Annotated in this window: 27 protein-coding genes and 1 pseudogene; 10 read left to right on the top strand and 18 right to left on the bottom strand. The window is 67.3% G+C overall.

Annotated features, from left to right (window positions below):
- Positions 1–129: 129 nt before the first annotated feature.
- Entirely contained in the window at positions 130–1,323 is a 1,194-nt protein-coding gene (locus ACO057_RS16435) for an MFS transporter (RefSeq protein ID WP_421993684.1), read from the top strand.
- Positions 1,324–1,329: 6 nt separating this feature from the next.
- On the opposite strand, the gene ACO057_RS16430 is transcribed toward ACO057_RS16435, so the two are convergent.
- The 6 genes from ACO057_RS16430 to ACO057_RS16405 form a co-directional block, all read right to left on the bottom strand.
- Positions 1,330–2,211, bottom strand: a complete 882-nt coding sequence (locus ACO057_RS16430; protein WP_421993683.1) for a TauD/TfdA dioxygenase family protein — start codon at positions 2,209–2,211, stop codon at positions 1,330–1,332.
- Between the two features lie 22 nt (positions 2,212–2,233).
- Positions 2,234–3,190, bottom strand: a complete 957-nt coding sequence (locus ACO057_RS16425) for a Bug family tripartite tricarboxylate transporter substrate binding protein (RefSeq protein ID WP_421993682.1) — start codon at positions 3,188–3,190, stop codon at positions 2,234–2,236.
- A gap of 55 nt (positions 3,191–3,245) precedes the next feature.
- The gene (locus ACO057_RS16420) at positions 3,246–4,502 is read right to left on the bottom strand and encodes an MFS transporter (protein WP_421993681.1); all 1,257 of its coding nucleotides are present in this window, start codon (positions 4,500–4,502) and stop codon (positions 3,246–3,248) included.
- Positions 4,503–4,596: 94 nt separating this feature from the next.
- Positions 4,597–5,538 (bottom strand): D-2-hydroxyacid dehydrogenase family protein, encoded by a 942-nt coding sequence (locus tag ACO057_RS16415; protein WP_421993679.1) that lies wholly within the window; start codon positions 5,536–5,538, stop codon positions 4,597–4,599.
- Entirely contained in the window at positions 5,538–5,693 is a 156-nt protein-coding gene (locus ACO057_RS16410; RefSeq protein WP_421993677.1) for a hypothetical protein, read from the bottom strand. The genes ACO057_RS16415 and ACO057_RS16410 overlap by 1 nt, the downstream gene beginning before the upstream one ends.
- Positions 5,675–6,595: a Bug family tripartite tricarboxylate transporter substrate binding protein gene (locus tag ACO057_RS16405; RefSeq protein ID WP_421993675.1), complete on the bottom strand. Its 921-nt coding sequence runs from the start codon at positions 6,593–6,595 to the stop codon at positions 5,675–5,677. Before ACO057_RS16405 ends, ACO057_RS16410 begins: the two co-directional genes overlap by 19 nt.
- 116 nt (positions 6,596–6,711) lie before the next feature.
- Here ACO057_RS16405 and ACO057_RS16400 point away from each other — a divergent pair, with 116 nt between their 5' ends.
- Complete coding sequence (locus ACO057_RS16400) at positions 6,712–7,677, top strand: aldo/keto reductase (protein ID WP_421993673.1); 966 nt, start codon at positions 6,712–6,714, stop codon at positions 7,675–7,677.
- A 50-nt stretch (positions 7,678–7,727) separates the two neighbouring features.
- Entirely contained in the window at positions 7,728–8,285 is a 558-nt protein-coding gene (locus ACO057_RS16395; RefSeq protein ID WP_421993671.1) for a flavin reductase family protein, read from the top strand.
- Positions 8,286–8,287: 2 nt separating this feature from the next.
- On the opposite strand, the gene ACO057_RS16390 is transcribed toward ACO057_RS16395, so the two are convergent.
- The 3 genes and pseudogenes from ACO057_RS16390 to ACO057_RS16380 all read right to left on the bottom strand — a co-directional run bounded on the left by ACO057_RS16390 (position 8,288) and on the right by ACO057_RS16380 (position 10,423).
- Entirely contained in the window at positions 8,288–9,115 is an 828-nt protein-coding gene (locus ACO057_RS16390) for a cation:proton antiporter (protein WP_421993669.1), read from the bottom strand.
- 104 nt (positions 9,116–9,219) lie between these two features.
- Positions 9,220–9,783: pseudogene (locus ACO057_RS16385) on the bottom strand (cation:proton antiporter); the annotation flags it as partial.
- 88 nt (positions 9,784–9,871) lie between these two features.
- A complete protein-coding gene (locus ACO057_RS16380) occupies positions 9,872–10,423 on the bottom strand; it encodes a hypothetical protein (protein WP_421993667.1) in 552 nt (183 codons plus the stop codon).
- A gap of 231 nt (positions 10,424–10,654) precedes the next feature.
- Between ACO057_RS16380 and ACO057_RS16375 the strand changes: the two genes are divergently transcribed.
- Complete coding sequence (locus ACO057_RS16375; RefSeq protein WP_421993665.1) at positions 10,655–11,284, top strand: hypothetical protein; 630 nt, start codon at positions 10,655–10,657, stop codon at positions 11,282–11,284.
- A gap of 31 nt (positions 11,285–11,315) precedes the next feature.
- On the top strand, positions 11,316–11,537 hold the full coding sequence (locus ACO057_RS16370) for a DUF1289 domain-containing protein (RefSeq protein ID WP_421993663.1): 222 nt from the start codon (positions 11,316–11,318) through the stop codon (positions 11,535–11,537).
- Here ACO057_RS16370 and ACO057_RS16365 read toward each other — a convergent pair.
- Positions 11,497–12,549, bottom strand: a complete 1,053-nt coding sequence (locus ACO057_RS16365; protein WP_421993661.1) for a helix-turn-helix transcriptional regulator — start codon at positions 12,547–12,549, stop codon at positions 11,497–11,499. The genes ACO057_RS16370 and ACO057_RS16365 overlap by 41 nt on opposite strands.
- A gap of 257 nt (positions 12,550–12,806) precedes the next feature.
- On the opposite strand from ACO057_RS16365, the gene ACO057_RS16360 reads away from it, so the two are divergent.
- On the top strand, positions 12,807–13,649 hold the full coding sequence (locus ACO057_RS16360) for an NAD-dependent epimerase/dehydratase family protein (protein WP_421993659.1): 843 nt from the start codon (positions 12,807–12,809) through the stop codon (positions 13,647–13,649).
- A gap of 34 nt (positions 13,650–13,683) precedes the next feature.
- On the opposite strand, the gene ACO057_RS16355 is transcribed toward ACO057_RS16360, so the two are convergent.
- Together ACO057_RS16355 and ACO057_RS16350 are read right to left on the bottom strand one after the other, a co-directional pair.
- Positions 13,684–14,112 carry a hypothetical protein gene (locus ACO057_RS16355; RefSeq protein WP_421993657.1) on the bottom strand — a complete coding sequence of 143 codons (429 nt, stop codon included), beginning with the start codon at positions 14,110–14,112 and terminating at the stop codon, positions 13,684–13,686.
- 205 nt (positions 14,113–14,317) lie between these two features.
- Positions 14,318–14,638, bottom strand: a complete 321-nt coding sequence (locus tag ACO057_RS16350; RefSeq protein ID WP_421993655.1) for a hypothetical protein — start codon at positions 14,636–14,638, stop codon at positions 14,318–14,320.
- 182 nt (positions 14,639–14,820) lie between these two features.
- On the opposite strand from ACO057_RS16350, the gene ACO057_RS16345 reads away from it, so the two are divergent.
- Together ACO057_RS16345 and ACO057_RS16340 are read left to right on the top strand one after the other, a co-directional pair.
- Entirely contained in the window at positions 14,821–15,783 is a 963-nt protein-coding gene (locus ACO057_RS16345; protein ID WP_421993653.1) for a tripartite tricarboxylate transporter substrate binding protein, read from the top strand.
- Between the two features lie 75 nt (positions 15,784–15,858).
- Positions 15,859–16,893: an LLM class flavin-dependent oxidoreductase gene (locus tag ACO057_RS16340; protein ID WP_421993651.1), complete on the top strand. Its 1,035-nt coding sequence runs from the start codon at positions 15,859–15,861 to the stop codon at positions 16,891–16,893.
- A 27-nt stretch (positions 16,894–16,920) separates the two neighbouring features.
- Here the strand turns inward: ACO057_RS16340 and ACO057_RS16335 are convergent, their stop codons facing one another.
- From ACO057_RS16335 to ACO057_RS16315, 5 genes are all read right to left on the bottom strand, one after another.
- Positions 16,921–17,709 (bottom strand): ABC transporter ATP-binding protein, encoded by a 789-nt coding sequence (locus ACO057_RS16335; RefSeq protein ID WP_421993649.1) that lies wholly within the window; start codon positions 17,707–17,709, stop codon positions 16,921–16,923.
- A 1-nt stretch (position 17,710) separates the two neighbouring features.
- Entirely contained in the window at positions 17,711–18,484 is a 774-nt protein-coding gene (locus ACO057_RS16330; RefSeq protein ID WP_421993647.1) for an ABC transporter permease, read from the bottom strand.
- Between the two features lies 1 nt (position 18,485).
- Positions 18,486–19,439 (bottom strand): ABC transporter substrate-binding protein, encoded by a 954-nt coding sequence (locus tag ACO057_RS16325; protein WP_421993645.1) that lies wholly within the window; start codon positions 19,437–19,439, stop codon positions 18,486–18,488.
- A gap of 164 nt (positions 19,440–19,603) precedes the next feature.
- Positions 19,604–19,828 (bottom strand): hypothetical protein, encoded by a 225-nt coding sequence (locus tag ACO057_RS16320; protein ID WP_421993643.1) that lies wholly within the window; start codon positions 19,826–19,828, stop codon positions 19,604–19,606.
- A 142-nt stretch (positions 19,829–19,970) separates the two neighbouring features.
- A complete protein-coding gene (locus ACO057_RS16315; RefSeq protein ID WP_421993641.1) occupies positions 19,971–20,171 on the bottom strand; it encodes a hypothetical protein in 201 nt (66 codons plus the stop codon).
- A 262-nt stretch (positions 20,172–20,433) separates the two neighbouring features.
- On the opposite strand from ACO057_RS16315, the gene ACO057_RS16310 reads away from it, so the two are divergent.
- A complete protein-coding gene (locus ACO057_RS16310) occupies positions 20,434–21,780 on the top strand; it encodes a tyrosine-type recombinase/integrase (protein ID WP_421993639.1) in 1,347 nt (448 codons plus the stop codon).
- Positions 21,781–21,817: 37 nt separating this feature from the next.
- Here the strand turns inward: ACO057_RS16310 and ACO057_RS16305 are convergent, their stop codons facing one another.
- The gene (locus ACO057_RS16305; RefSeq protein ID WP_421993637.1) at positions 21,818–21,949 is read right to left on the bottom strand and encodes a hypothetical protein; all 132 of its coding nucleotides are present in this window, start codon (positions 21,947–21,949) and stop codon (positions 21,818–21,820) included.
- A 532-nt stretch (positions 21,950–22,481) separates the two neighbouring features.
- Here ACO057_RS16305 and ACO057_RS16300 point away from each other — a divergent pair.
- Complete coding sequence (locus ACO057_RS16300; RefSeq protein ID WP_421993635.1) at positions 22,482–24,302, top strand: hypothetical protein; 1,821 nt, start codon at positions 22,482–22,484, stop codon at positions 24,300–24,302.
- The last annotated feature ends 281 nt before the right edge of the window (positions 24,303–24,583 follow it).

The raw sequence follows: 24,583 nt of genomic DNA, 5'->3' as shown, positions 1-24,583 counted from the left end.
GAGGCTGGCGCCACGCAAATAGGTGAATGCGAAACGATGCGGAAGCTTCACGGGCATCCCGATGCCTCCGATCCTCACGAGCCGCTCCGGCGGATGCGGATCGGGTCCGGCATCAGGCTTGCCTGAACGGTGACGGCCACGCGCTTCACGGCTGCCGTCGTGTTGGCTCAGATCCTGGCGCAGATCGGAGCCTATACGCTTCCCGCCCTGCTACCGATCTACATCGCCCGATGGTCACTCTCGGCCACGGAGGCGGGCTGGCTGATCGGCGCCTTCTTCGCCGCCTATGTCTTCGCGGTTCCCTTGCTGGTGGCACTCACGGACAGGGTGCCCGCCCGCCGGGTCTACCTCCTCGGCACGGCGCTGACGGCGCTGTCCCATCTCGGCTTCGCGCTGCTGGCGGACGGGTTCTGGAGCGCCCTTGCCCTGCGGGCGATGGCCGGTGTCGGCTGGGCCGGCTGCTATATGCCCGGGCTGAAGGTCATCGCGGACCGGCAGGAGGGAACGGCACAGTCACGCGCCGTCACCTGGCATGCGGCTGGCGTCGGCATCGCCGGCGCCGCCTCCTTCGCCGTGGCGGGATCGCTCGATTCCCTGGCCGGGCCGGCCGCTGCCTTTCTCTTTGGCGCCGCCGCCGCGGCCATGGCCTTTGCGATCGGTGCCGCCGTCATGCCCGCCGAGGCGCCCCGCCGCGTTGCGGGGGCGGTCGCTCCCGCGGCATTGCTGGATTTCCGTCCCGTGCTGCGTAACCGCGCCGCCATGGCCTGGATCGTCGGCTACACGGTTCACACCTGGGAACTGGCGGCCCTGCGGGCCTGGGCCGTCACCTTCCTCACCGTGACCATCGCGAGCCATGGCGCGCCGGCGTGGCTGCCCGGCCCGGCCGTGATCTTCACACTGGTCGGCCTGGTCGGCATCGCCGTCTCGGTGACGGGCAACGAGACGGCGCAGCGCTTCGGCCGAGCGCGGGTCGTGGCTGCCGCGATGGGCGCGGGAGCGGTGCTGGCATTTGTCACCGGCTGGTCCGCCGCGATCTCGGCACCCCTCGCGGTGGTATGCGTCCTGCTGTGGAATGCCGCGATCTATCTCGACAGCTCAGCCCTGACCGCGGGGACGGTAAAGGCGGCGGCACCCGGTATGCGGGGCGCCACAATGGGATTGCACAGCATGTGCGGCTATGCTGGAGGCTTCCTGGGACCGGTGGGAGTAGGGCTCATGCTCGACATCGCCGGGCACGATGCCTGGGGGCCGGCCTTCGGGCATATCGCCATCGTCACACTGATCGGCCTCTTCCTGATGCGGCGCCTCAACCGGCTGGCCTGATCCCCGCTAGGCCGCCGCCTGCTCCAGCGTCGGCGCCACGTCGGAGAGCGTCACGCGGCGCATGTCGCGCTTATAGGTCTTGTCGTCATAGGCGCGGCCGCGATGCATGGTGCTGCGGTTGTCCCAGACCACGAGGTCGCCCACCGCCCATTTGTGCGAGTAGACGAAGCGCGGCTGTGTCGCGAATTCCGTGAGGTCACGGATGAGCATCAGCGCCTCGGGCCGCGGCAGCCCGTGGATGCGGCCGATATGCGCCGAAAGGAAGACCGAGATTCGCCCCGAACCCGCGTGGCGGCGCACGAGCCGCTGCGGCACCGGCGCCCACATCTTCCGCTCCTCGCCCGTGTAGTTGTCGAAGCCGAGCTGTTCGCGGGAATAGAGCAGGGAATGGTCGCAGACATAGTTGCGGATCTCGGCCCGGATCTTCTCCGGCAGCGCGTCCCAGGCGGCGCGCATATCGGCGAACTCGGTCTCACCGCCCTCGGGCGGGATGCTGCGGGCATGCAGCATCGAGTACTTGGCCGGCGTCGCTTTGAAGCTGGAATCCGAGTGCCACAGCCGGTTGCCGAGCGAGAAGAAGCGGCGCCGATCGTCGGCGGCGAGGATCTCGCCCTTCTCGTCCAGGTTGGAGATGTCGTTGATCGCCGTATTGGCGAGGCGCTGCTTGTGCACGTCCACCGTGGCGCGCGTGCCCTCGAGGGGGCCGAAATTCCCGCCGAAGGCGGCCTGCTGCTCGTCGTCGATGTCCTGCGCCGGGAAGAGCAGCACGGCGTGCTTGTCCATCGCATCCTCGATCTCCCGCGCCTGCTCCCGGGTCAGCGGGCGGCGCAGGTCGGCGCCCTCGACGCGGGCGCCCAGGACGGGGTTGAGCGGCGTATAGGTGAACATCTCTGATCCTCCTCTCGAATGTCTATTGCGCGCGCAGGTTCGCGGCGCGGATCACGTCGAGCCATTTGGCGCGGTCGGCGGCCAGTCGCGTCGCGAAGGCCTCGGGCCCCTCATAGAAAGGCGAGAATCCGGCTGCGGCCAGGCGCTGCTGGAAGGGCTCGCTGTGCATGGCCGCACGGATCGCCTCGTCCCAGCGCGTGATGACGGCGACGGGCGTGGCGCGCGGCAGGCAGAAGCCGAACCAGCCGGTCACGTCGAAGCCGGGCAGCGTCTCGGCGATGCGCGGCAGGTCGGGGAAGAGGGGGAAGCGCGAGGGATCGCCCTGGGCCAGCAGGCGCAGGCTGCCGTCGCGCACCTGACCCGCGGTGTCGCCGAGATTGGTCATCATGAAGTCGATGCGCCCCGCGATCAGGTCGACCACCGCCGGCGCCGCGCCCCGATAGGGCACGTGCTGCATGTTCACCTCACCCAGCCGGTTCATCAACTCGCCCGACAGATGCTGCGCCGAGCCCGGGCCGGGACTGCCGAAGGTGACCGCGCCGGGACGGGCCCGCGCGCCCGCGAGAATGTCGGCCACGCTGCGATAAGGTCCGCTCGCCGCCACCGCCAGCCCGTAGGAGGACAGCGCGACGTTGGAGACGGGAACGAGCTCGGCCCCCACGTCCATGATCCCCGATCCGGGCAGCTGCGCCGTGATCGACAGGGTGCTCATCGGGCATTGAAAGGCCGTATAGCCATCGGCCGCGCCGCGGGCGACGAATTCGGCCCCGATCGCGCCATTCACGCCGGGCCGGTTCTCCACCAGGACGCGCTGGCCCATGCCGGCCGAGATGGCATCGGCGACCATCCGCGCGATCACGTCCGACGAGCCGCCCGCCGCCTGGCCGACGACGATGCGCGGCGGCCGGTCGGGAAACTGCGCGAGCGCGGGCGCGGCCGAAAGGACCACCGCCAGCAGCGACGGCACGAAACGCTTCATCGGTTCTCCTCCCAGGGAGAATTTCCGAAATCGTCCCGTTTGCTGCGCTGCGATGTCAAGCCCGGATTGCGGCCCGCCTCTCGACCAGCAGGGCCAGCAACAGCAGGGCGAGGCCCGTCCCCGCCATGAGGAGGATCGCCGCGCGCGGCCCCAGGTCGTCGGACAGCGCGCCGATGGTGAGCACGCCGGCCGGGCTCGCGCCGATGCAGGTGGTGACGAGGCCCAGCACGCGCGAGCGGATTTCCACGGGCGCCGCCGTCATCACGACCGAGGTCTGCATGGCGGAGAATTGCGCCGTGCCGAGACCGCCCAAGGCCAGCAGCGCCCAGGCCAGGAGATAGGCGTGGCTGAAGGCCGCCCCCATCACGAGCACGAGGAAGACGAGCGTTCCCACCACCAGCGGCGTCGTGCCCGGCGCCGAGCGGCGCCTCAGCGCCAACCACAGCCCCCCGATCAGTCCGCCGAAGGGCTCGGCGGCGGCGAGCAGCCCAATGGCCGCGCCCGAGGCCGAAAAGGCGACCGCGCCGAAGGCCGGCAGGATGGCGCCATAGGCAAAGGCGAAGACGTTCATCACCAGCGTGACCACGATCACCATGCGCAGTGCCGGCGTCGTCGCGACGAGCCGCGCGGCCTCGGCGATGCCGGCCAGGGCGCCGGCCCCGGCCGAGCGCGCCGGCCTGGGCGGCGGCGTGACGCGCAGGACCAGCCCCAGCGCCACGAGATGAAGGATGCAGGCGATGGTGGCCGCGACGGGCAGCCCGGCCCATTGGAACAGCACGCCGCCGAGCAGCGGGCCGAGGGCGCGGGTGGTGCTGCCGGTCACCGTGTCGAGCGCGATGGCGGGGACGAGATCTTCCGGCGGCGCCGCATCGGCCACCATGCGGCGGCGCGTCGCCATCTCGCCGGCCCAGGCCAGGCCCGCGACCAGTCCCTGCACCATCAGATGCCAGGGCGCGAGCCAGCCCAGCATGGCCAGAATCGCCACGGTGCCCGCGCCGAGGGCGGAGCTCGATTGCAGGAAGACCAGCAGTCGCCGCCGGTCGAAACGCTCGGCGAGCACGCCAGCCAACGCGCCCAGCAGCAGCATGGGCAAGGCGCGCATCATGGCCACGGCGGCGACGGCCAGCGCGGATTGCGTGGCCTCGAAGGTCCAGAGCGAGGCGGCCAGGATCTCCATCCAGCGCATGGCATTGGCAATGCCGCCGAGCAGCCAGAGCCGCCGGTAGTCGGGCGTGCGAAGCAGGCGGAGGATGCCGGATCGAGGCGGGCCGGCGATCGGCCGCGCGGCCGAGGGCGCGCCCCTCGATCTCATCTGGTCGTTTCCTCGCATTTGCTTACCGGAGGGTAATGCCCGAAGCAGGGATGCCGCCAGACCGGGAGCACCGAATAAATCGGCACCGGCCGCGTCACATGCCGCGCACCGGCTTGCCCTCCAGGAACGCCAGCACGTCCTCCAGCGCATCGCGGTAGCGGGCCACGAAATTCTCCCGCGTGCGTCCGCCGATATGGGCCGTCAGCAGCGTGTTCGGCAGCTTTCGCAGGACGTGATCCGCCGGCAGCGGCTCGCGGTCGAAGACATCGAGGCCCGCGCCGGCGATCGCGCCGCGCCGCAAGGCCTGGATCAGCGCCTCCTCGTCCACGATCGGGCCGCGCGAGGTGTTGATGAGGATCGCATCCGGCTTCATCGCACCGATCTCGTCGCGCCCCACCAGCCCGCGCGAGCGCGCGCTGAAGCGCGTGTGGATGCTGACCACGTCGGATTGCGCGAAGAACTGGCTCTTCGTCACCAGCCTTGCGCCGACCTCCGCGCAGCGACCGGCGGTGAGGTTCTCGCTCCAGGCGATCACCTCCATGCCCAGCGCCAGCCCCACCCGTGCGACGCCGCTGCCGAGCTGCCCCAACCCCAGCACGCCGAGCGTCCGCCCCGTGAGCCCGCGCCCCAGCCCCGCGCCCCAGCCGCCCGCGCGGATCGCGCGGTCCTCGGCCGGGATGTTCTTCACCAGGCCCAGGATGAGACCCCAGGTCAGCTCCACCGTCGCCATCTCCAGGCCCAGCGTCGTGCCGCACACCGTCACGCCCCGCGCCGCGAGCGCCGGCAGGTCGAGCGCGGCATTGCTGGAACCATGCGTGACCAGGAGCTTCAGCCGTGGAAGCTGCGCCAGAAGCGCCGCATCGAAGCGCGTCTCCTCGCGCGAGGTCACGACCATGTCGCAATCGGCGAGCAGCGCGGGCGCCTCCGCCTCGCTCACGCGGCCATGCACGCTGAGCAGGACATGCGCCGGCAACCGCGACCAGTCCGCCGCTTCGCGCGCGAGGCCGTGATAGTCGTTGATGATGGCGAGGCGCATCAGGAGGGCTGCAATCCGGCGAGTTGCGCCGCTTGCCGGGCCTTCACCAGCTCCTCGCGCAGGAAGGCCGCAAAGCCCGCGGGGCTCTGCTGCGCGGCGCTGCCGGGAATGGCGCCGACCTCGGCCACGCGCGAGATCACGGCGGGCTCGGCCATGGTCGCGGCGAGGGCGCGGCTGAGCGCCGCGAGAATGTCGGCCGGCAGGCCCGCGGGCGCGAGCAATCCGCCATAGCTGCCGGCCGTGAAGCCGGGGAAGCCCGCTTCGCCGAAGGTCTGCACGCCGCGCAGCAGCGGGGAGGGCTGCTGCCGGCCGTGAAGCCGGGGAAGCCCGCTTCGCCGAAGGTCTGCACGCCGCGCAGCAGCGGGGAGGGCTGCGGCGTCGCGATGCCGATGATGGGCGCCTGCCGGTCGCGATGGAGCGGCAGGGCCGAAGGCAGCTCGACGAAGGCCGCATCGACCGTGCCGCTGATGAGGTCGGGGATCATGGCGCTGCCGCCGCGATAGGGCACATGCTGCGCGCGGAGATGGGCCGCCGCGAGCACCAGCTCCAGCGCGAGGTGGCCCGCGCTGCCCTGCCCCGGCGTGGCGATGGTGATCTCGCCGGGCCGCGCGCGCAGCAGGGCCACGAACTCAGTCATGTTGCGCGCCGGCACCTTGGTGCTGACCTGGCAGACCATCGGCAGGATGCCGACCATGCCGACCGGCAGGAAGTCGCGCTCGACGTCATAGGGAATGCGCGCCATCAGCACGGGATTGGCCGTCAGCGGCCCGCCCGCGCCGAAGAGCAGCGTGTAGCCATCGGGCGTGGCGCGCGCGACCATCTCCGCGCCCACGCTGCCGCCGGCGCCGGCGCGGTTCTCGATGACCATGGCCTGGCCCATCCGCTCCGCCATTCGCTGCAAGAGGATGCGGCCTAGGATGTCGGTGTTGCCGCCGGCCGCGAAGGGCACGATCACGCGGATCGGCCGGTCCGGATAGGCGGCCTGCGCGGCATGCGGGAGCACGGAGAGCATCGGCGCGGCAAGGGCCGCCCGCAGCAGCGATCGACGTGAGGTCATCGGATGTTCTCCCTGCCCGGCCTCTGCGTCCGGTGCGGAGGGCATGATGACGCGCGGATCCTTGCCGGCACAAGCGGCTTGCCGCAGCATCGGCGCAACGAACCCGGGGAGAAAGCATGGAACAGCGGCGATTGGGTCGGACGGGTCTTTCCGTCTCGGTGCTCGGCTATGGATGCGGCGCCATCGGCGGGCTGATGGTCAAGGGCAGCGAGGCCGAGCAGGACCGCGCCATCGGCCGCGCGCTGGATCACGGCATCACCTATTTCGACACGGCCTATGCCTATGGCGAGGGCGTCTCCGAGCGAAACCTCGGCCGCGCGCTGAAGAAGCTGGGCGCCAGGCCGACGGTGGGCACCAAGGTGCGCATCTACGATCCGCAGCGCGGCGATATCGCCGGCGCCATCGCCGCCTCGCTGGAGGGCAGCCTGGCGCGGCTCGACCTGGATTGCGTGGACCTCTTCCAGCTGCACAATCCGATCACGGCGGCGGGCGAGAAGCCGGCCCTGACCAGCGAGCAGATCCTTGGCGAGGCCGTCCCCATGCTGCGGAAACTGCAGAAGGAAGGAAAATTCCGCTTCTACGGCCTTACGGGCCTCGGCGACGCGCCCGCGCTGCGCCAGGTGCTGGACGAGGGCGGCTTCGCCACCGCGCAGATGCCCTACAATCTCCTCCAGCCGAGCGGCGTGGTCGCGGGTTCCGCCACGCCCGATCTCGACGGCGTCATCGCGCATGCGGCGGCGAAGGACGTGGGCGTGATCGCCATCCGCATCCTCGCCGGCGGCGCGCTCAGCGGGACGCCGGCGCGGCACGCCTATGGCGCGCAGAAGGTCGAACCCATCGCCTCGGGCGACAGCTATGCGGCCGATGTGCAAACGGCGCTGACGTTCAGGCCGCTGATCGAGGCGGGACACGCCGCCGATCTTGTCGAGCTGGCGCTCCGCTACGCCATCGGGCCGGCGGAAATCTCGACGGTGCTGGTCGGCACCTCCAGCCCCGACGAGCTCGACCATGCGGTGGCGAGCGTGAACAAGGGGCGTCTGTCCGAGGCGGCCCATGCCCTGCTGAAAACCCTGCAAGGCTGACGACGCTAATCGCAGGGGCAACTCGCAAGGGTAGGCGGCGTTGCCCGGTCATGGCCCGCTACAGCAAGCAGGATTTCCCGCTCGACAATGTCCGCCGGCATCTGGAGCCCGGCCCCATCGTCCTGGTGAGTTCCGCCTGGAAAAGCGAGACGAACATCATGACCATGGGCTGGCACATGATGCTGGGTTTCACGCCCGCGCGCTTCGCCTGCTACATCTGGGACGCGAACCATAGCTTCGAGATGCTGCGACGCTCGCGCGAATGCGTGATCAACGTGCCGGAAGTGGCGCTGTTGGAGACAGTGATCGGCATCGGCAATTGCTCGGGCCGCGACGGCGACAAGTTCGCGCGCTTCGGCCTGCGGGCCGATCCGGCCGAGAAGGTGAAAGCGCCGCTGATCCGCGAGTGCTACGCGAATTTCGAGTGCCGCCTGGCGGATTCCAAGTTGATCCGCAGCGAGGGCGTCTTCATCTGGGAGGTGGTGAAGGCCCATGTCGCGCGGTCGCCCAAGGCACCGAAGACGGTGCATTACCGCGGCGACGGCGAATTCATGGTGGCGGGATCGACCGTGAAGCGGCGGGCCTTGTTCAAGCCGCAGAACCTCTAGGGTCAGGTCTCCGCGATCTCCCGGTCATCGCGTGGCGCGGCCGCCAGCTCGGCCCAGTCCAGTTCTTCCTGCAAGGCCTGGAAGGCATCCTCCGCGATGCCGCCGCCGCTGTGCAGGCCATCGAGCGCACGCCGTCCGGACGCGATGACCTCCAGCCGCAGGCGGCTGTCGTCCACCTCGCGCTCGATGGCCGCCCGGCCGCCCGCCGCGATGACCGCTTCCAGCCGCGCGCGCATGGCCACCGCCGGCTCGTCCGTGCGATCGCCGATCGTCTCCAGACCGGCTTCCGCCAAAGCGGAGCGGCCGATGCGGATGTCGTCGTCCATCGTGCCGTCACGCCCGATCCCCAGCCAGCGCAGCAGCAGCGAGACGGTCGATCCCTGGATCACCAGCGTGCCGAGGACCACCGCGAAGGCGCTCAGCACGATCACGTCGCGACCGGGGAAGTCGTAAGGCAGCGCGAAGGCCGTCGCCAAGGTGAGAATGCCGCGCATGCCGCACCAGGCGATCAGCATCCGCAGCGCAGGCGAGCCCGTCTCGGCCTCACCCGCGAGGCGAACGAGGGGCGCGAGCACCCGGCGGTAGCTCAGCACCCAGGCGATGCGCACCGCCACGACGATGGCGAAGACCGCACCCGCGAAGATCATCGCGTCCCACAGCTCGCGCGGCGCCAGCGTCTGGATGATCTGGCGCGCCTGCAGCCCCATCAGCAGGAAGGCGAAGACGTTGAGGATGAACACCGCCGCCGCCCAGACGGAGAAGGAATGCACGCGGTCGCGCGCCGATTGCCGCAGCGGTGCATGCCGGGCCAGCACCATGGCATAGGCCACGATGGCGAGGACGAGCGACAGGTGCAGCCGCTCCGCCAGCAGCCAGAGCGCGAAGGTGCGATGAATTCCAGGATGGTGGAGCTCAGCGTGCCCGCCCAGATCGTCCAGAGCCGCACGAAGGCCTGGCCCGCGACCAGGCCCAGCAGCAGCCCGCCCGGCACGGCGACGAGCCGCATGGCCGTGAAGCTCAGGGGATCCAGCGTCTCCGCCGAGGCGATGGCGACGGCGGTGGAGAAGATCAGCAGCGCCACCGCGTCGTTCAGCAGGCTCTCCCCCTGGAGCAGCGCCATCGTGCGGCGCGGCAGGCCCCGCCCGGCGAGCGTGGCCCGCGCCGCCGCCGCGTCGGGCGGCGCGACGATGGCGCCCAGCGCGACCGCCGCCGCGACGGGAAGGCCGGCGAAGGCCCATCCCGCGAGCGCCACGGCGGCCGTGGTGAGCAGCACGGCGAAGAGCGCCAGCGCGATCAGCGGAAACCAGTCGCGCTTCAGCTCATGCGGCGAGGTGTCGTAGCCCGCATCCAGGATCGCCGGCGCGACGAAAAGCACCAGCGCGAGATGGGGATCCAGCCGCAGATCCGGCGACCAGGGCAGGAAGGCCACGCAGGCGCCGGTCAGGGCCAGCAGCGTCGGATAGGGCATGCGCAGGCGCCGCGCGAGCTGCAGCAGCACCGCCGCGACCAGAAGCTGGGTGATGAGGGTTTCGAAGAGGGTCACGCAGGCCTAAGCGCGCGTGGCCCGTTTGGTTACGCTCCCGGCCCTAACTGCCGAGCGTGAGCGTGCCTCGCATGCCGCCCTCATGCGACAGGCGCAGCTTGCACAACCCGCCGCCCGGCCGGCGCAGCTGCCGTCCGGTCTGGCCGCGATTTTCCGGCAGGTTGCGGTCGTGGACGCATTCGGCGGCGGCCAGAACGTTGAGGCGCGGATCCGGCTCGCGCGGGTCATCGGACCGGCGCGCGATGGCGAGCACGCTTTCCGCCGGCGAGACCGCGAGTGCCGCGAGCATCTCCACCAGCGCCGAGGCGAAGGCCGGATCGTCGAGCTGCGCGCGGTCGTAGCCGAGGACGAGCATGCCCGCGAAGGACTGCACCTGCTGCGTCCGTCCCGGAACGAGGTTCATCTGGCAGGTGGTCAGCCGCGAGCCGTCCGGTCCCTGCTGGACCTGGCAGGATCCCGGCACCAGCCGTGGATTGAGCACCCCGGCCACGCGATCGGGCGTGGCCAGCGCGCTCGGCGGCTTCGGCGCGCAGGCGGAAAGCGCCAGGATCGCGATCGCCAGAAGGGCGCCCGGCGCGCCATTCGCACGCCTCATCTTCGATCCCAGCATCCCCATCCTCCCGATCCCCGGCTTCACATAAGCGAGGCCGGGCATGATGTCCTGATACAAACGGTTTCCAGGACCATGCCTGGGCTCATAGCGAAATGAGCCGCCTGGACAGTGTTGCGCGACGTTCCATGCCTTTTCATGATCGGGAATATTGACCAAACGGCGTCTTCGCGCTTCTTTGGTGCCCCGCGTGGCCAACCGGGATGGAGTCAACGAATGTCCTGGCACATCAGCCTGACGCGCTTTGCCAGTGCCCATATCGTGAAGAAGCAGGATGCCGTGAACTCCTGCGGCATCGCCTGCATCCTGATGGTCAACTTCAAGATCAAGAAGGGGCTGATGTTCGCGGGGCTTTCCGCCGGTGCCTCGGTATCCGCCGTGCCGGTGCCCGGCGCCAGCTTCGTCGGCGGCACGCTGTCCAAGGCCGCGGTCGACATGGCGGTGAAGACCGAGCCGACCGTCTACAAGATCTACAGCGACGTCGTGGGCACGGTCTACGACGGCACGTCCTACACGAACGGCCAGAGCCACCCGGAGGTGCTCAAGCGCCTCGGCCTGGGCAATTGGGAGTGCTTCTGGGCCGGAACCGAAGGCATCTCGGCCGCCATCAAGGCCCAGGCGAAGGCGGGCGTGCCCTGCATCGTGCATGTGAAGTGGAAGGCCGGCGGCGCGCATTTCGTCTGCGTCGACGACGTCTACAGCCCCTTCGGCAGCCCCTATGCCTGCGTGAACGATCCCGCCGATGGCGAGGTCGTCGTCACGGAACTGGGCGGCGGACCGGTCGGCTATCTGGACAACAAGGGCACCTTCTCCGGCTGGATCGTGCGGCGCGTCTCCTCGCCGTGACAAATCGGGGTGGTCTCCCCACCTAGCTCCGATGTCCAAACACGATCGCCCCTGCATCAAGGTCTGCCGCTACGACGACGAGAGCGGCTGGTGCCTCGGTTGCGGGATGAGCCTGCGCGAGAAGAAGAGCTGGAAGCGCGTGGCGGGCTATCGCGCGGCGATCCGGGATTCCCTGCCGGCACGGCTGGATGCCCTGGCGGCCGAGGGCTTCGTCATCGGAGCGGCGGCGGACGGGAAGCACCGGAAGGATTGAGGGCCTGCCGCTCGCTCCCGAGCTCGTCCAGGAACGCGCGCAACGGGCGCACGCTTTGCCCTCCCTCCGGCGCCAGCGCCTCGGCCGGCGAGCCCGATATCGCCGCGACGCGCAGCTGACGCGGCGTCGCGCCGAATTCGCGCCGGAAGGCCCGACTGAACTGCGACGGATCGTCGAAGCCGACGCGCGCGGCGATCTCGGCGATCGTGCCGGTGCAGGAAGGGGCGCTCAGCCATTCACGGCAGGCCTCCAACCGCAGCCGTCGGATGTAGTGCGCCACGCCGCCCTCACCCTGAAGCAGGCGGTAGAGCTGCGAGCGCGAGACGCCGAGCGCGGCGCAGAGCATGCCCGAATCCAGATCCGGCGCTTCGAGGTTCCGCCGCACGATCCGTCGCACCTTGTCGAGCCGGGTCGCGTCGATCTGCCCGGAAGCCATCACGATGCGGTCCGCCGTCGGCACCACGCAGGCGCCGATCATGCCCCGCACCGCGGCGCTGACCTGCGGGACGTCGGCCGGCGTCATCTCCGGCAGGCTTCGCACCAGGTTGCGCAGGAAGTCGCCGAGCAGCCGGCCGAGCCCCGCCTCCAGGGGGGTGTTGCGCGCGGCATCGAGCTGGGTGGCGATGTCGGCGAAGCTGTCGCGCGGCATGTAGATGTGCAGCCGCTCGTCGGCGGCGCGCTCGCTCGTCACATTCGCGCCAAGGGAGACGAGGAAGGGCGTCCGCGCCGGGATGGCCACGGAATCCTGCGGCGTGGAAATTTCGGTGTCATGTTGCCCGAGGGTGAGGCACCAGTGATCCATCGGGTTGCGCCGAACGAGGTTGCGCGTCCGATTGGCGCGCAGCTTGGGCGCCGAGACCTGACCGACGCCGAAACCCTCCAGCGCCCAATGGCGGCTCTCGGCGAGGAAGCCCTGGCTGGCATCCTCCGGCCGCTCCACCTCGAAGACCGACGAGAACCAACCACGCCAGGCATCGAGCTGCTGGAACTTCGGTAGTTCATGCGTTGTCATTATATCGGGCGTCATGTTGTTCCTGGCGGGTCGACCGGATCAGGCACGAGTAATGATTAATAAGACTTTCTAAATATTTCTGCCACGCAAGGATCGCGGGACGGCCATCTTCCGGGATCGCGGCTTGTTGCCCGAGGCATGTCCGGCGCATCGCCTGGCCCCTCCGGGGCGCGATCCTGCTAGCCTTGCCTCCTTCACCTTCGGGCCGGCGATGTCGCTGACCTTGCCGCGCTTTTGCCTCGACGATCGGAACTGACATGACCGCACCTGCAAAGCCCGTCCTGCTGACGGGAGCGTCCGGCAATCTCGGCCGCCATCTGGCGAAGAGCCTCGGCGCGCTCGGCTGGAAGCTGCGCCTCACCGACATCACGCCCTTCCCCGATCCGCTGCCGGAGGGCGCGGTCTTCGTGAAGGCGGATCTCAATGACGGCGTTGCCTTGCTGCGCCAGGCCGAGGGCTGCGGCGCCATCCTGCACTTCGGCGGCGTCTCGGTGGAACGCCCCTTCGAGGAGGTCCTGGGCCCCAATCTGCGCGGCCTCTACCATGTCTACGAGGCGGCACGGCACGAGGGCGCGCGGGTGGTCTTCGCCAGCTCCAACCACTCCATCGGCTTCCACGAGCGCCCGCAGGGCAACCAGGCCAAGCTCGACTTCGACGGCGACTTCCGGCCGGACGGCTATTACGGGCTCTCCAAGGCCTATGGCGAGCTGATGGGCCGCATGTACTGGGACAAGCACGGCGTCGAGAACGTGAACCTGCGCATCGGCTCCTGCTTCGCCAAACCGATCGACCGGCGGATGCTCTCCACCTGGCTCTCCTACGCCGATCTCACGCGGCTCATCGAGCGCTGCGTGGTCGCGGAGCGCTCGGGCCATGCGGTGATCTGGGCCTGCTCGAACAATCCCGCGACCTATTGGGGGGAGGATCATCGCGCGCGCATCGGCTGGGCGCCGCAGGACAGCGCCGAGCCCTTCCGCGCGGAGGTGGAGCACATCACCGCCGATCCGGTGACGGAGCGCTACCAGGGCGGCGGCTATACGGCCATCGAGTATTCGCGCAGGACGCCCTCGCCGCGGGACGCCTTCACCCTCGACGAATAGAAGGCGCGCCTTCCGGACGCGCCTTCTATCAGGTTCAGCGGAAGGCGCAGGTGAAGCGGATCTGCGCGCCGACCTCGTTCGCCGAGGGGGCGCCGGCCCCACCCGGATTGCTCCGCCGCAGCGTCATGAGCACGACGTTGTTCTGCTGGTACGGCGCGAGGTCGAAGCGGGCGAGCGGGCGGGTGACCTCCCAGTTGCCGAAGCGCGCGACGACGATGGACATCGTCGCCGTGATGGTGCGGCGGTTCGGATCCTGGTTCTGGAACATGCCGTGATATTCGACCTGGGCGTTCGCGCCGTTCGACAGGATGTTGGCGTAGAAGGAATTCGTCACGAGAACATTGCCAGGGCAGAACTTGGGAAGCGCCTGCGCGGAGGCGGGGCCGGCGAAGGCGCCGAGGGTCGCGGCGGTCAGGACGGCAGCGGCAACTTTCTTGAAGCGGACCGGGATAAAGCGGGTCATCTGAGTTCTCTCCTCTTTCTTGTTTCGGACCCCATGATTGGACCCGGTGAGAGGATGTTGCGCAGAAGACGTGTCACGCACCATACGAATTCGCCTATCGCGGGCATAGGTGATGGCCTCAGTACTTCAAGTCGCCGTCTTATTCATGAGGTTTCATGATGGCCCCGTTCGAGTTCAGGCGATTCAGGGCCGGCCCGGCTCCGTCTCAGGCAGCCGGCTCCCAGCCCGCGCTCCGCATGCAGGCGAGGATATGGTTGCGCCGGCCCTCGGCGATCGCCCCCATCATATAGGGCGCGTAGCCCGACATCCGCGCCGCCGGCGTCATGGTCCGCTCCGCGCGGTCCTGGGCCCAGCGGTCGCCCTCGGTCATGCAGCCGCCGATCGCCAGGCCTGCCTGCTCCGGCGGACGGCTGGTGCCGGTGAAGTCCTTCCAGGCCAAAGGCAGGCCCGGCTCCATGCCCGAAGGCGGCGGCGCAACGCAGGCCGCCAGGGCCGCGCAGAGAATCAGGCCGATGGAGATCCGCATGGGTGGTTCCTCGCTGACGCCGGGGCAGTCCCCAGGCGATGATTTCCCGAGCATGGATAAGCCTCAGCCGCCGCCACGGGCAAGACGAAAGCCTTGCTGGCGTGGCGGCGCCGTTCCATCCTCCGCAAGGGACGTCAGTGACATCGCGCAGAATGAGGGCGGCCTCCATGGGAGGTTAACCGATGCTTCGTCGTGTTCTTTTGGCCGCCCCCGCGCTGCTTCTCGCCGCGCGGGCGTCAGCTCAGTCGCTGACGGGGCGGACGGTGCAGCTGATCGTTCCCTATCCACCGGGTGGCGGCAACGACATCGGCGCACGCGCGCTCGCGCCGCTGCTGGAGCGTGAGCTCGGCGCCTCCATCGTCGTCGTGAACCGGCCTGGCGCGGCCAGCCAGCTGGGGATGGCGCAGCTCGCCCGCGCGGCGCCGGACGGCCTCACCATCGGCTACGGACTCTGGCCGCAGACGACGACGCTCTATCTCGACCCCAGCCGGCAGACGCCCTTCACGCGCGCGAGCTTCACGCCGCTCTGCCTCCACGTCACCGATCCGGGCGCCATCGTGGTGAAGGCGGACAGTCCGCTGCGCAGCCTCGCCGAGCTGGTCGCCGCCGCGCGGGCCCGCCCGGACGATTTCCGGATGATGGACAACGGCCGGTTCGGCCACGAGCACCTCGCCTCCGTGCAGCTCCAGCAACTGGCGGGCCTGGCCTTCAATCAGATTCATTTTCAGGGGGCCGGCCCCGCCATCGTCGCGCTGCTCAGCAGCCAGACGGAGGCGGGCATCTTCGCCGTGGGAACCGCGAATGCCAGCGTGCGCCAGGGGCTGATGCGCGCCATCGCGGTCCTGTCCCCACAGGAGAGCCCGTATCTGCCCGGCGTGCCGACCGCGGCCGCGCAGGGCTTCGACATCGTCGCGGGCTCGACGCGCGCCTTCGTGGCGCCGGCCGGCCTGCCGGCGGGGCTGAAGCTCGCCTGGGCCGGCGCGCTCGAACGGGCGATCCTGTCGCCCGAGCATCGCGAGAAGATGGAGCAGCTCGCCATCCCCATCACCTATCGAGGGCCGGAGGAATTCGCGCGGTACTGGGAGCTGGAGGAAGCGGCGCTGGTGCCGCTGATGCAGGCATTGCTGCGCCCGGGAGGCAATTGAGTTCATCCGCGCCGCATTGAAGTTCCCCCGGCCCGGCTGTAGCGAGCGGAGCTCGGCCCCAGGAAAGTTTCGAGTATGAGAACCGGCGTCTTTCTGTTCCACGAATCGCGCGACCCTTCCGGCGATTCCCAGGTCATCGACGAAGCCGTCCGCGAAGCCCAGCTGGCCGAGGCCGAGGGCATGGACGCCGTCTTCCTCGCCGAGCACCACTTCGACGGCAATTGCGTCTATGTCGACCCACCGACCTTCGCCGCCGCGCTCGCCATGGCGACGACGCGCATCAAGATCGGCTTCGCCGTCCTGCAGACCTCGCTCTACCACCCGCTGCGCGTGGCCGAGCAGATCTCGCTGCTCGACAATCTGAGCAAGGGCCGCATGATCGTGGGCCTGGGCCGCGGCAGCATGGTGAACCAGCACGAATACAGCGGCTACCAGATCGATCCCCAGAGCGCGCAGGAGCGGTTCGAGGAGATCGAGAAGATCCTCATCCAGAGCTGGACCAGCGACCACCTCAAGCACGAGGGGAAGTACTGGAACTTCGACGTGCCGATGATGCTGCGCCCCCGGCCATATACGAAGCCGCATCCGCAGATCCTGCGCGCCGTCGCCTCCGAGGGCTCGATCATGGGCCAGGCCCGTCAGGGGCGCCCGGTGATCATGGCGGCCGCGACGGCCAAGGGCGCGGCGCGCAACATCGAGGCCTATCGCAACGCGGCGCGCGAGGCCGGCGTCAGCGACGACCGCATCGACTGGGCCATCAGCGAGAGCTGGGTGTCGCGCACCGTGATTCTCGCGCCGACGGACAAGGAGGCCGAGGAGGTCGGCCTGCCGTATTTCCGGCAGATGCAGACCTATCGCGCGGCGCAGAGCTCCGCCTTCGAGGAGATGGTCGCCAAGGCCAATGCGCAGCCGACCCTGCCGGTTCTCTGCGGCTCGCCGGAGACGGTGATGGAGGACTTCACGAATCTGGCCAAGACCGGGATCGGCGGCGTCAGCATCCGCTTCCGCACGGGCCCGATGCCCGCAGAATTCTCGGCCCGCGCGCTGAAGCTGTTCATGAAGCACATCGCGCCCGAAATCCGGGACACGAAGCTGGCCGCCGCGGAGTGACGAAAGGCGATGGGCCGGGGCGATCCCTCAGCCCATCGCGGCCTTGCGGACCTCGTCGCGGATCTCGCCCATCAGCTGCGCCTTGAGGGCGGCGAATTCCGGCGTGGTCTTCATCGTCCAGTCGCGCGGATAGCCCATCGGCACCCGCACATCCGCCTTGATGCGGCCCGGCCGCGCCGACATCACGATCACCCGGTTTGCGAGGAAGATCGCCTCGTCGATATCGTGGGTGACGAAGAGCACCGTCTTGCGGTCCGCCACCCAGATCTCCAGCAGCAGTTCCTGCATCAGCTCGCGCGTCTGGTGATCGAGCGCGCCGAAGGGCTCGTCGAGCAGCAGGATCTCGGGGTCGTTGGCCAGAGCGCGGGCCAGGGCGCAGCGCTGCTGCATGCCGCCGGAAAGCTGGCGCGGCCAGTGATTCTCGAAGCCCTTGAGGCCGGTGCGCGCGATGAAGCGCTCGGCCGTGGCGTCCTGCTCCGCGGCCCGCAGGCCGCGCTCCTCCAGCCCGAAGCGGATGTTCTGGCCCACGGTCAGCCAGGGGAAGAGCGTGTAGGACTGGAACACCATCCCGCGATCCGCGCCGGGGCCGGTGACGGGCGCGCCGTCCAGCGTCACGCGCCCGGCGGTCGGTGTGTCGAGGCCCGCGACGATGCGCAGCAGCGTGGACTTGCCGCAGCCCGAGGGGCCGAGGATGGCGACGAACTCACCGGGCGCGGCGGTGAGGTCGGTGGGCTGCAAAGCGAGCGTCGGACCCGCCTTGCCACGGGCGGGGAAGGAGCGCGTGACGCCCTCGACCCGCAGGGTCTTGTTGCTCATCTCAGATCGACGCCCAGGGGAAGAGCCAGCGGTTCGCCGCCTTGAAGAGGAAGTCGGTGACGAGGCCGATCAGGCCGATCAGCACGATGCCGAAGATCATCTGCCCGGTGTCGAGCAGGCGCTGGCTGTCCATGATCATATGACCGATGCCCGAGGAGGCGCCGATCAGCTCGGCGACGATCACATAGGTCCAGGCCCAGCCGAGCACGAGGCGCAGGGTCTCCATCACCAGCGGCGCCGAGGAGGGCAGGATCACACGCTTCACGATGCCGCGGGATTTCGCGCCGAGGGTATAGGCCGCCTCGACCAGGTCCATCCGCGTCCCGCCGGCGATGACGGACACCATGATCACGATCTGGAAGAACGAGCCGATGAAGATGAGCGAGAGCTTCTGCGCCTCGCCGATGCCGACCCAGAGGATCAGCAGCGGGATGAAGGCGGAGGCGGGCAGGTAACGCGCGAAGGAGACGAAGGGCTCGAAGAAGGCCTCGACCGGCTTGAAGGCGCCCATCATCAGCCCGAGCGGCACGCCCAGCGCCGAAGCGATGAGGAAGCCGCCGACGACGCGCCCGATGGTCACCAGGATGTCGCCGAGGAAGCCGTATTCGGTGAGCAGGGACCAGCCCGACATCAGCGTCTGGCCCGGCGAGGCCAGGAAGAGCGGCGGCACGTAGCCGGAATAGGTCACGCCCGCCCAGGCCGCGACGAACATGGCGAAGAAGCCGGCGCCGAGGGCAACCCGGGCCGGCGCCGAAACTGGAACGAGGGGCTTCATGTCACCCGATGAAGGCGGGGTTGAAGAGGGCCGACAGATCGACGTCGCGGCGCACGGTGCCGGTCTCGCGCTGCACGGTATGCGCCTTGCGGGTGAATTCCGGCAGGCCGTTGGCGACGTAATCGCGGTTCATCGGCTGGTCCATCCATTCGATGAACCGCGCGCTGGCCCTGAACTGCTCCGGGTTCTGGTTGACGCGGCGGCCCATGATCTCGACCGAGCGATCGGGCTCGCTCGCGATCATCGCCAGGGCGTCGAACCAGGACTTCACCACGCGGCGCACGACCTCGGGATTGGCCTGGATGAAGGCGGGCGGGAAGGCGAGGGTGTCGACGATGCAGGGATGGTCCAGCGTCGTGGCGAAGACCTTGCCCTTGTCCGCGCCCATGGCGCGCACCTGGGAGAGGTAGGGTTCGTAGCTCGAGCAGCCGTCATACTGGCCGGCGACGAAGGCCTGGGCGGCGGGCTGCGCGGCCAGCGTGGCGAGGCTGACGTCGCGGATCGACATGCCGTTCTCGCGCAACATGTAGGCCAGCACGAAATAGGGCGAGCTGCCCGCGCCGTCGCAGGCGATCGTCTTGCCCTTGAAATCGGCCCAGGAATTGATGTTGGGGCGCACCGCGAGGCCATCGCCACCCTTGGAGCGGTCGAGCACCAGGACCTGCACGAGCGGCGCCGTGCTGGCCCAGAGGATCATGGTGTCGACCGTGGTGACCACGCAGTTCAGCGACCCGCCGACGAGGGCCAGGTTGCGCTCGCGCACCGGGATGAACTTGGTCTCGACCTCGACGCCATTGGCGCGGAAGATTCCGGCCTGCTCGGCCAGGGTCAGCGGGGCGAAACCCGTCCAGCCCGACATGCCGATGATGACCTTGGGGAGCGTCTGGGCGTGCAGGACGGCCGGAGCGGCCAGCAGCCCGGTCGTGGTGGCGCTGAGAAAGAGGCGGCGATCCATGCGTGTCGCTCCAAGATCCGGATGCACGCAGCCTAGCAAAGCTCAACTCTGGAGCAAGCTCCGCGACCTCCGTACGCGGCGGAGAACGCCGCGGATTGCCGCGGCAGGAGGCAATGGAACCGCTGGCTGCGCGGCGCGCGGGCAGCCGCCCCGATCGCCGGCCGTTAGCCGACGGCGGCGAGGGGCATGGGGGCTTTCTTCAGGCGGCGGCCCAGCGACCAGTTGGCGGCCATCCGGATCTCCGGGTTAGGCACTGTCCAGCACTCACCATTGGCGTCGAGGAACACGACCCACATGAGGTGGCTCTCCACCCCATAGTCGATGCAGAAATGAGCGAGGCCGGGCCCGTGAGGCGTCGTCACGGGCAGCGGCGGATTGAGCTGCAACATACATCACCCCCGGGGATTCCTGCGCGTCGCATTCAGCCGGCGTGGCGCGCAAATGAAACGCGGGGGCGGTTCTGCCGGTTGCGGCGGCGCGACGATCTGACGATCGCGCGCCAGGCCTGGACGTGAGTGAGGGCTGCTGATCTCAGCGCTTCAGCCGACCCTTGATGCCGCGCGGCAGGGTGGCGGATTTCCTGACACCGGCCGCCACGGCGTCCAGCGGATGGGCGAAGGTATCCACCGACCGGTAAACCTCCTCGCCTTCCGGGTTGCGCAGCACATAGCCCCACCGGCCGCCTCGCGGGTCGGCTTCGGCGCGGTTGAGAGGAGTGGAGATGGGTGTCATGGCAGTCATTCCTTGAGGTCCGCCACAAGTCCACGAACTTCAAGTCCGCAAAATGAGTAGGCTAGTCGACCGTAACGTATTGAAAAATTGGTGTCCCCGGCGGACGCCAAATCGTAGTCTACCTGCATCTACCATCGTCTATGAACACACGCATTAACAGTGACTTAGGTGATGATTTGTCTCAATGCATCTAGGATGATCTGCGTTTACCCCCGACGGAATTGGGGGTAGAGTTGGGGGTAAGGAAAATTGAGAGGCACGTGTGGGCCGACTAACTGCTGTGACTGTCAAGTCGCTCAGACATGACCCGGCCAAGGGCAGCAGGCCGGTGCGATTTCCCGATGGAGACGGTCTTTATCTTCAGATAGCTCAGGGAGGATCCAAGTCCTGGTTATTCAGATACACGCTGCGAGGTAAGGCACGTGAAATGGGTCTCGGCCCTCTTGGCGACGCGCCTGACGGAACCTCGTTGGCCGAAGCGCGCAAGCGAGCCGCAGCATCGCGAGCGTTACTCAGCGACGGCATTGACCCCCTAAACGAAAGAGTACGGGTCCGCCGTCAACGCGACGACGATCAGGCTGCTTCAGAGGCCGCTCGGGCGAGAACATTTAGGTCGGTCGCGATGGCGTGCATCGAAGCAGAGGCGCCGGGCTGGAAGAATGTAAGAACGGCGCTGCTATGGAAGTCGTCGTTGGAACGACATGCTTATCCCGTGCTCGGTGATCTACCAGTCGGCCAGATCGATCGGGCGCTAGTGAAGAAAGCAATTGAAGGTGTCTGGAGCTCGGCTCCGTCTATCGGTCGCAAGGTGCTACGTCGAATAGCAGCCGTGCTTCGCTACGCTGCAGCCCATGGTTGGCGTGCGAATGACAATCCTGCCGACGCTCGAATGCTGCGATACGCTGGGCTGCCCGCACTGCCTGGTGGCAAAAATCATCCATCTTTACCTTGGATGAAAATTGCCGCCTTCATGGCGGAGCTCAAGATGGTGGAGGGGCAATCAGCGCTTGTTCTCCAAACCATTATTCTCACCGCGCTGCGCTCTGGTGAGGTGAGGAAGCTTCGTTGGTCGTATCTCTCCTTCGACGGCACCCCGACCCTCACTGTTCCCGGCGAGGAGATGAAAGGTAAGAAGTCGGCCGAGGTCTTGCCTCACCGAGTTCCACTAGCGGCAGCGACCATAGAGGTCCTGGCGAAGGCTTGCGGCCATGCGGTCGGCTATCGCGTTTCAGCCGAAGGACTGCCTGGTCTCCTGGACGGCTTAGGGAGCGCGCTGATTTTCCCGAGCCAGAAGCGCGACGTTCCCTTGTCTGATATGGCGGTATCGATGGTTGTCCGGCGGATGAATGCGGATCGGCCAGAAGGTCAGACTGCCCCGTGGCGCGATGCAGACGGTAGACCGGCTGTACCCCACGGCTTCCGAGCTACGTTCTCGACGTGGGTAGACGATACCTGCCCTCAGGAACGCGAGGCTGCGGAGCGCGCCTTGGCTCACGAGATCGCTAATAAAGTGTCTGGCGCATATCGACGGAGCGACCTCTTCGATCGACGCATCCCGTTGATGAGCGCATGGGCGGATCACTGCTCAAACGGATTCTTGGCGAGATGATTCGCATGACGGCCGGCGTGTTTTTGACGATCCTACGTCAAACTTCTGCCTGCAAGAGGTTGAGGTTACCCCACATATGTGGCGCCTCAGCTGCAACATCGGTGAGAAAGCTTTTCTGAAACCGGGTGCAGATTTCGAACTCGACCTCGGCGGCGATAGCGGCGGCCATGGTTACGCTGGGTTATCTGTCTCGCCTAAGCCGAGCCCTTCCCCTCAAGATTGTCGGTAAGGATGACGTCCGCCCTAAGTCACCCGTTCACCCGTTCACCCGTTCAGGCATGTGCGCCGCGGTCACCCCGCGCAGCACACGGCTTGTGAGCAGGAACGATTCAATGACGGCGCCTGCGCCCGGCTCATCGTTTCCGAGAAGACGCTGGGCCTCTTTGCTTGTCGATTCGATCTTGTAACCGCATTGGCGCTAGCCGCTCAGTTCTATGATCATCCGTTGAACGGCGTAGGCTTCGAACTTGGTCTCAGGAAGCTGAAAGTGCGAGCGCTCCACCGTTCTTCCGCTCCTGCAGGCATCCCAAAGCGCATGCGGAAGACCCACCAAATCCCGTTCCATTCGGGCATTCCTCCCTGCTGGTGGCGCGAGAACAGCCACCACGGCACCGCCGACACACTCCGCCCATCATTGCCCCTTGCGTAGCTCAGCGGCAAAGCTCATCACATTGAGAAAATTAAATAACAGAGGTCAAACCGTGACGCGTCCTTCCACTCGGCGATCGCTCCCTGTTGCTGAGGCCATCGCGATTGTCAGCAAACGATGGATCGCTCGTTTCACTGGCTTCGCGCTGGGCGGCGAGGCGCCGGGAGAGGACCACGACGTTACGGACGAGGTGTGGAGCGAAGCAATCTCAGCCATCATAGCGGGCATCTTCAAGCATCCTTTTGACCGATCTGAGTACGAATTACTTTGGAGGCGCGCGCGCGAGATCCCTGCAGAGCGACAAGATGAATGGATCTCGGCGCTAACGAGCTGGAGATCAAAAAATTGGAAGCATGTTCGGGAGCGGATCGTCTCCGAATTGTCAGGAAATTTCTCATACTATTTTGAATCAAATCACATAGAGGAAAGATTCCTGGCGTACTGGCCCGAATTGAGAGGTGAGCAGCGGGTGATAGGCGCTGGCCTCGATGTATTGCACGCAAAGCGGGACCGTCCAATTTCGGTTCTTCACGTCCTAGCCTCGCTCAAAGGGACGGCGGAAGATGCTCGCGCTGCGCTTGCGATCATACTTGGAGAGCAGCCTCACTTACGCAACGAAGCAATCTCACGCCTCGTTCATGAGTGGGCAGGCGAGGTGCGTTGGGGACAGCTTTTCGCTGCTATTTGGTCGAGTAGGCTCGAGACCTATCACCCGCCGCAACAGGTGGCAGAGTTGGCCCATCTGCTACGCCAGGTGCCGCTCATATGCGGCCCCTCGCTCGACTCCTTCGCGTTGCGCGATATGTCTGGTCCGTCCCGGGCCGCATGGCGCCGAACACTCACGCGACTGGTCGCCGAGGATGCTGCGCTGCGCGATGCCGCCATCGAGGTGTTGCTCTGGTTCGCCGACCATCGCGAGGACTTGCTGTGTCAGGTTACCGCACTTGAGATGAGCGAGCCCGACCCGCGGAGCGCGATCGAACCATTCGCCGCCCATCCGTCGCATCTGGTAGCTCTGCGAGCCAGATCCGCCCTCGAGATATTTGGGGGTGAACCCGACTACCTCGAAGTGCTCCTTGGCAAAGAGCCGGCACACCACGCTTCCAACCCTGTCCTCGCTCCATCGAGGACCTGGCTCGGCGATGCCAGGCTGGAAGCACTGCTCCGCAATGCGTTTGGCGAAGCCGCAATGAGTATGGCGAATGAGGTACTCGCGACTGCATCGAGTGGTGAAGAGAACTTGGTCGGCAAGCTTTTTGAGCGGCTCCGGGGTGCCTGCGTGGCTGTCACGCGACAAGCCGCAATCTGGGCGCGCGAAACAGATCGCCACGAAAGGCTTACCGTCGCACTGTCCCACCGCATCATCGGGAAGACGGAGGAAGGAGCCGACGGGCTTAGGAAGAAGCGCAAGTTCTCAACCGACGTGACCCTGATCATACGGGCGCGCCGTGGTGCGGATAAGCCGTTCAGTGAACGTGCGACCTTCATCCAAGCTAAGCGCTTTAAACGGAAGAAGCGAAACGTGGATGAGCACTATGCCGTCGATATGAGCCAGATGAGCGACATCGCCATTCAAACCAAATCATCCTACCTTCTGGCCGTGGGGCCGACGGCCCAGGATGTTGTGATGCCAATCGTACCGGCCCAGCTCATGATCGACCGGTTGGGTACGGAGCAGAAAATCCGCCATCTGCATCCGGACCGAGTTGCGCGTTTGGGGCGGAGCCTGGCCGGGTGGCTTGTCGACGATGTGATCGGCTTGTGGACGGGCGATCCTGATGTGCGCACAGTGAAAAAAGCCGCCGCAGGCGCCGGCGATAGCGACACCATGGTGGTCGAAATCAAAGTTGCGTTCGTCCCGATCGAGGCTTAGCCGCACGCATCAACGCTCGGCCGCTGGGCAAGGCCGTGTACGGAGAATCGCCCTGCTTGCGCGCCCCTGTAAGTGCAGCCGCGTTCAACATGGGCTACCTCAATAACTGCGACCATCCGGTGCAGATCACTGCACGTGCGGGAGCAATTGAATCCACAATTCCCCAAAACTGCACACGTAGGACTAGCTGCAGAATCGCCCTTATGTTAAGGTCCAAATCTAGTATCCGGCCGTGTGGGCGGCCCCCATATTTAGGGTACGGCCTACCCAAGCTGATCGGC

Origin of the sequence: Roseococcus sp., from assembly GCF_965227005.1 — a bacterium.
Lineage (GTDB): Bacteria > Pseudomonadota > Alphaproteobacteria > Acetobacterales > Acetobacteraceae > Roseococcus.
The sequence above is the reverse complement of the archived record's forward strand: the minus strand, read 5'-3'. Positions and strand labels throughout refer to the sequence as shown.

Coding starts and splice junctions, on each gene's coding strand:
- ACO057_RS16430 (WP_421993683.1), bottom strand. CDS start 2,211: ATGTTCACCTATACGCCGCTCAACCCCGTCCTGGGCGCCCGCGTCGAG.
- ACO057_RS16425 (WP_421993682.1), bottom strand. CDS start 3,190: ATGAAGCGTTTCGTGCCGTCGCTGCTGGCGGTGGTCCTTTCGGCCGCG.
- ACO057_RS16420 (WP_421993681.1), bottom strand. CDS start 4,502: ATGAGATCGAGGGGCGCGCCCTCGGCCGCGCGGCCGATCGCCGGCCCG.
- ACO057_RS16415 (WP_421993679.1), bottom strand. CDS start 5,538: ATGCGCCTCGCCATCATCAACGACTATCACGGCCTCGCGCGCGAAGCG.
- ACO057_RS16410 (WP_421993677.1), bottom strand. CDS start 5,693: ATGGCCGAGCCCGCCGTGATCTCGCGCGTGGCCGAGGTCGGCGCCATT.
- ACO057_RS16405 (WP_421993675.1), bottom strand. CDS start 6,595: ATGACCTCACGTCGATCGCTGCTGCGGGCGGCCCTTGCCGCGCCGATG.
- ACO057_RS16400 (WP_421993673.1), top strand. CDS start 6,712: ATGGAACAGCGGCGATTGGGTCGGACGGGTCTTTCCGTCTCGGTGCTC.
- ACO057_RS16395 (WP_421993671.1), top strand. CDS start 7,728: ATGGCCCGCTACAGCAAGCAGGATTTCCCGCTCGACAATGTCCGCCGG.
- ACO057_RS16380 (WP_421993667.1), bottom strand. CDS start 10,423: ATGAGGCGTGCGAATGGCGCGCCGGGCGCCCTTCTGGCGATCGCGATC.
- ACO057_RS16375 (WP_421993665.1), top strand. CDS start 10,655: ATGTCCTGGCACATCAGCCTGACGCGCTTTGCCAGTGCCCATATCGTG.
- ACO057_RS16370 (WP_421993663.1), top strand. CDS start 11,316: ATGTCCAAACACGATCGCCCCTGCATCAAGGTCTGCCGCTACGACGAC.
- ACO057_RS16365 (WP_421993661.1), bottom strand. CDS start 12,549: ATGACAACGCATGAACTACCGAAGTTCCAGCAGCTCGATGCCTGGCGT.
- ACO057_RS16360 (WP_421993659.1), top strand. CDS start 12,807: ATGACCGCACCTGCAAAGCCCGTCCTGCTGACGGGAGCGTCCGGCAAT.
- ACO057_RS16355 (WP_421993657.1), bottom strand. CDS start 14,112: ATGACCCGCTTTATCCCGGTCCGCTTCAAGAAAGTTGCCGCTGCCGTC.
- ACO057_RS16350 (WP_421993655.1), bottom strand. CDS start 14,638: ATGCGGATCTCCATCGGCCTGATTCTCTGCGCGGCCCTGGCGGCCTGC.
- ACO057_RS16345 (WP_421993653.1), top strand. CDS start 14,821: ATGCTTCGTCGTGTTCTTTTGGCCGCCCCCGCGCTGCTTCTCGCCGCG.
- ACO057_RS16340 (WP_421993651.1), top strand. CDS start 15,859: ATGAGAACCGGCGTCTTTCTGTTCCACGAATCGCGCGACCCTTCCGGC.
- ACO057_RS16335 (WP_421993649.1), bottom strand. CDS start 17,709: ATGAGCAACAAGACCCTGCGGGTCGAGGGCGTCACGCGCTCCTTCCCC.
- ACO057_RS16330 (WP_421993647.1), bottom strand. CDS start 18,484: ATGAAGCCCCTCGTTCCAGTTTCGGCGCCGGCCCGGGTTGCCCTCGGC.
- ACO057_RS16325 (WP_421993645.1), bottom strand. CDS start 19,439: ATGGATCGCCGCCTCTTTCTCAGCGCCACCACGACCGGGCTGCTGGCC.
- ACO057_RS16320 (WP_421993643.1), bottom strand. CDS start 19,828: ATGTTGCAGCTCAATCCGCCGCTGCCCGTGACGACGCCTCACGGGCCC.
- ACO057_RS16315 (WP_421993641.1), bottom strand. CDS start 20,171: ATGACACCCATCTCCACTCCTCTCAACCGCGCCGAAGCCGACCCGCGA.
- ACO057_RS16305 (WP_421993637.1), bottom strand. CDS start 21,949: ATGGCCGCCGCTATCGCCGCCGAGGTCGAGTTCGAAATCTGCACCCGG.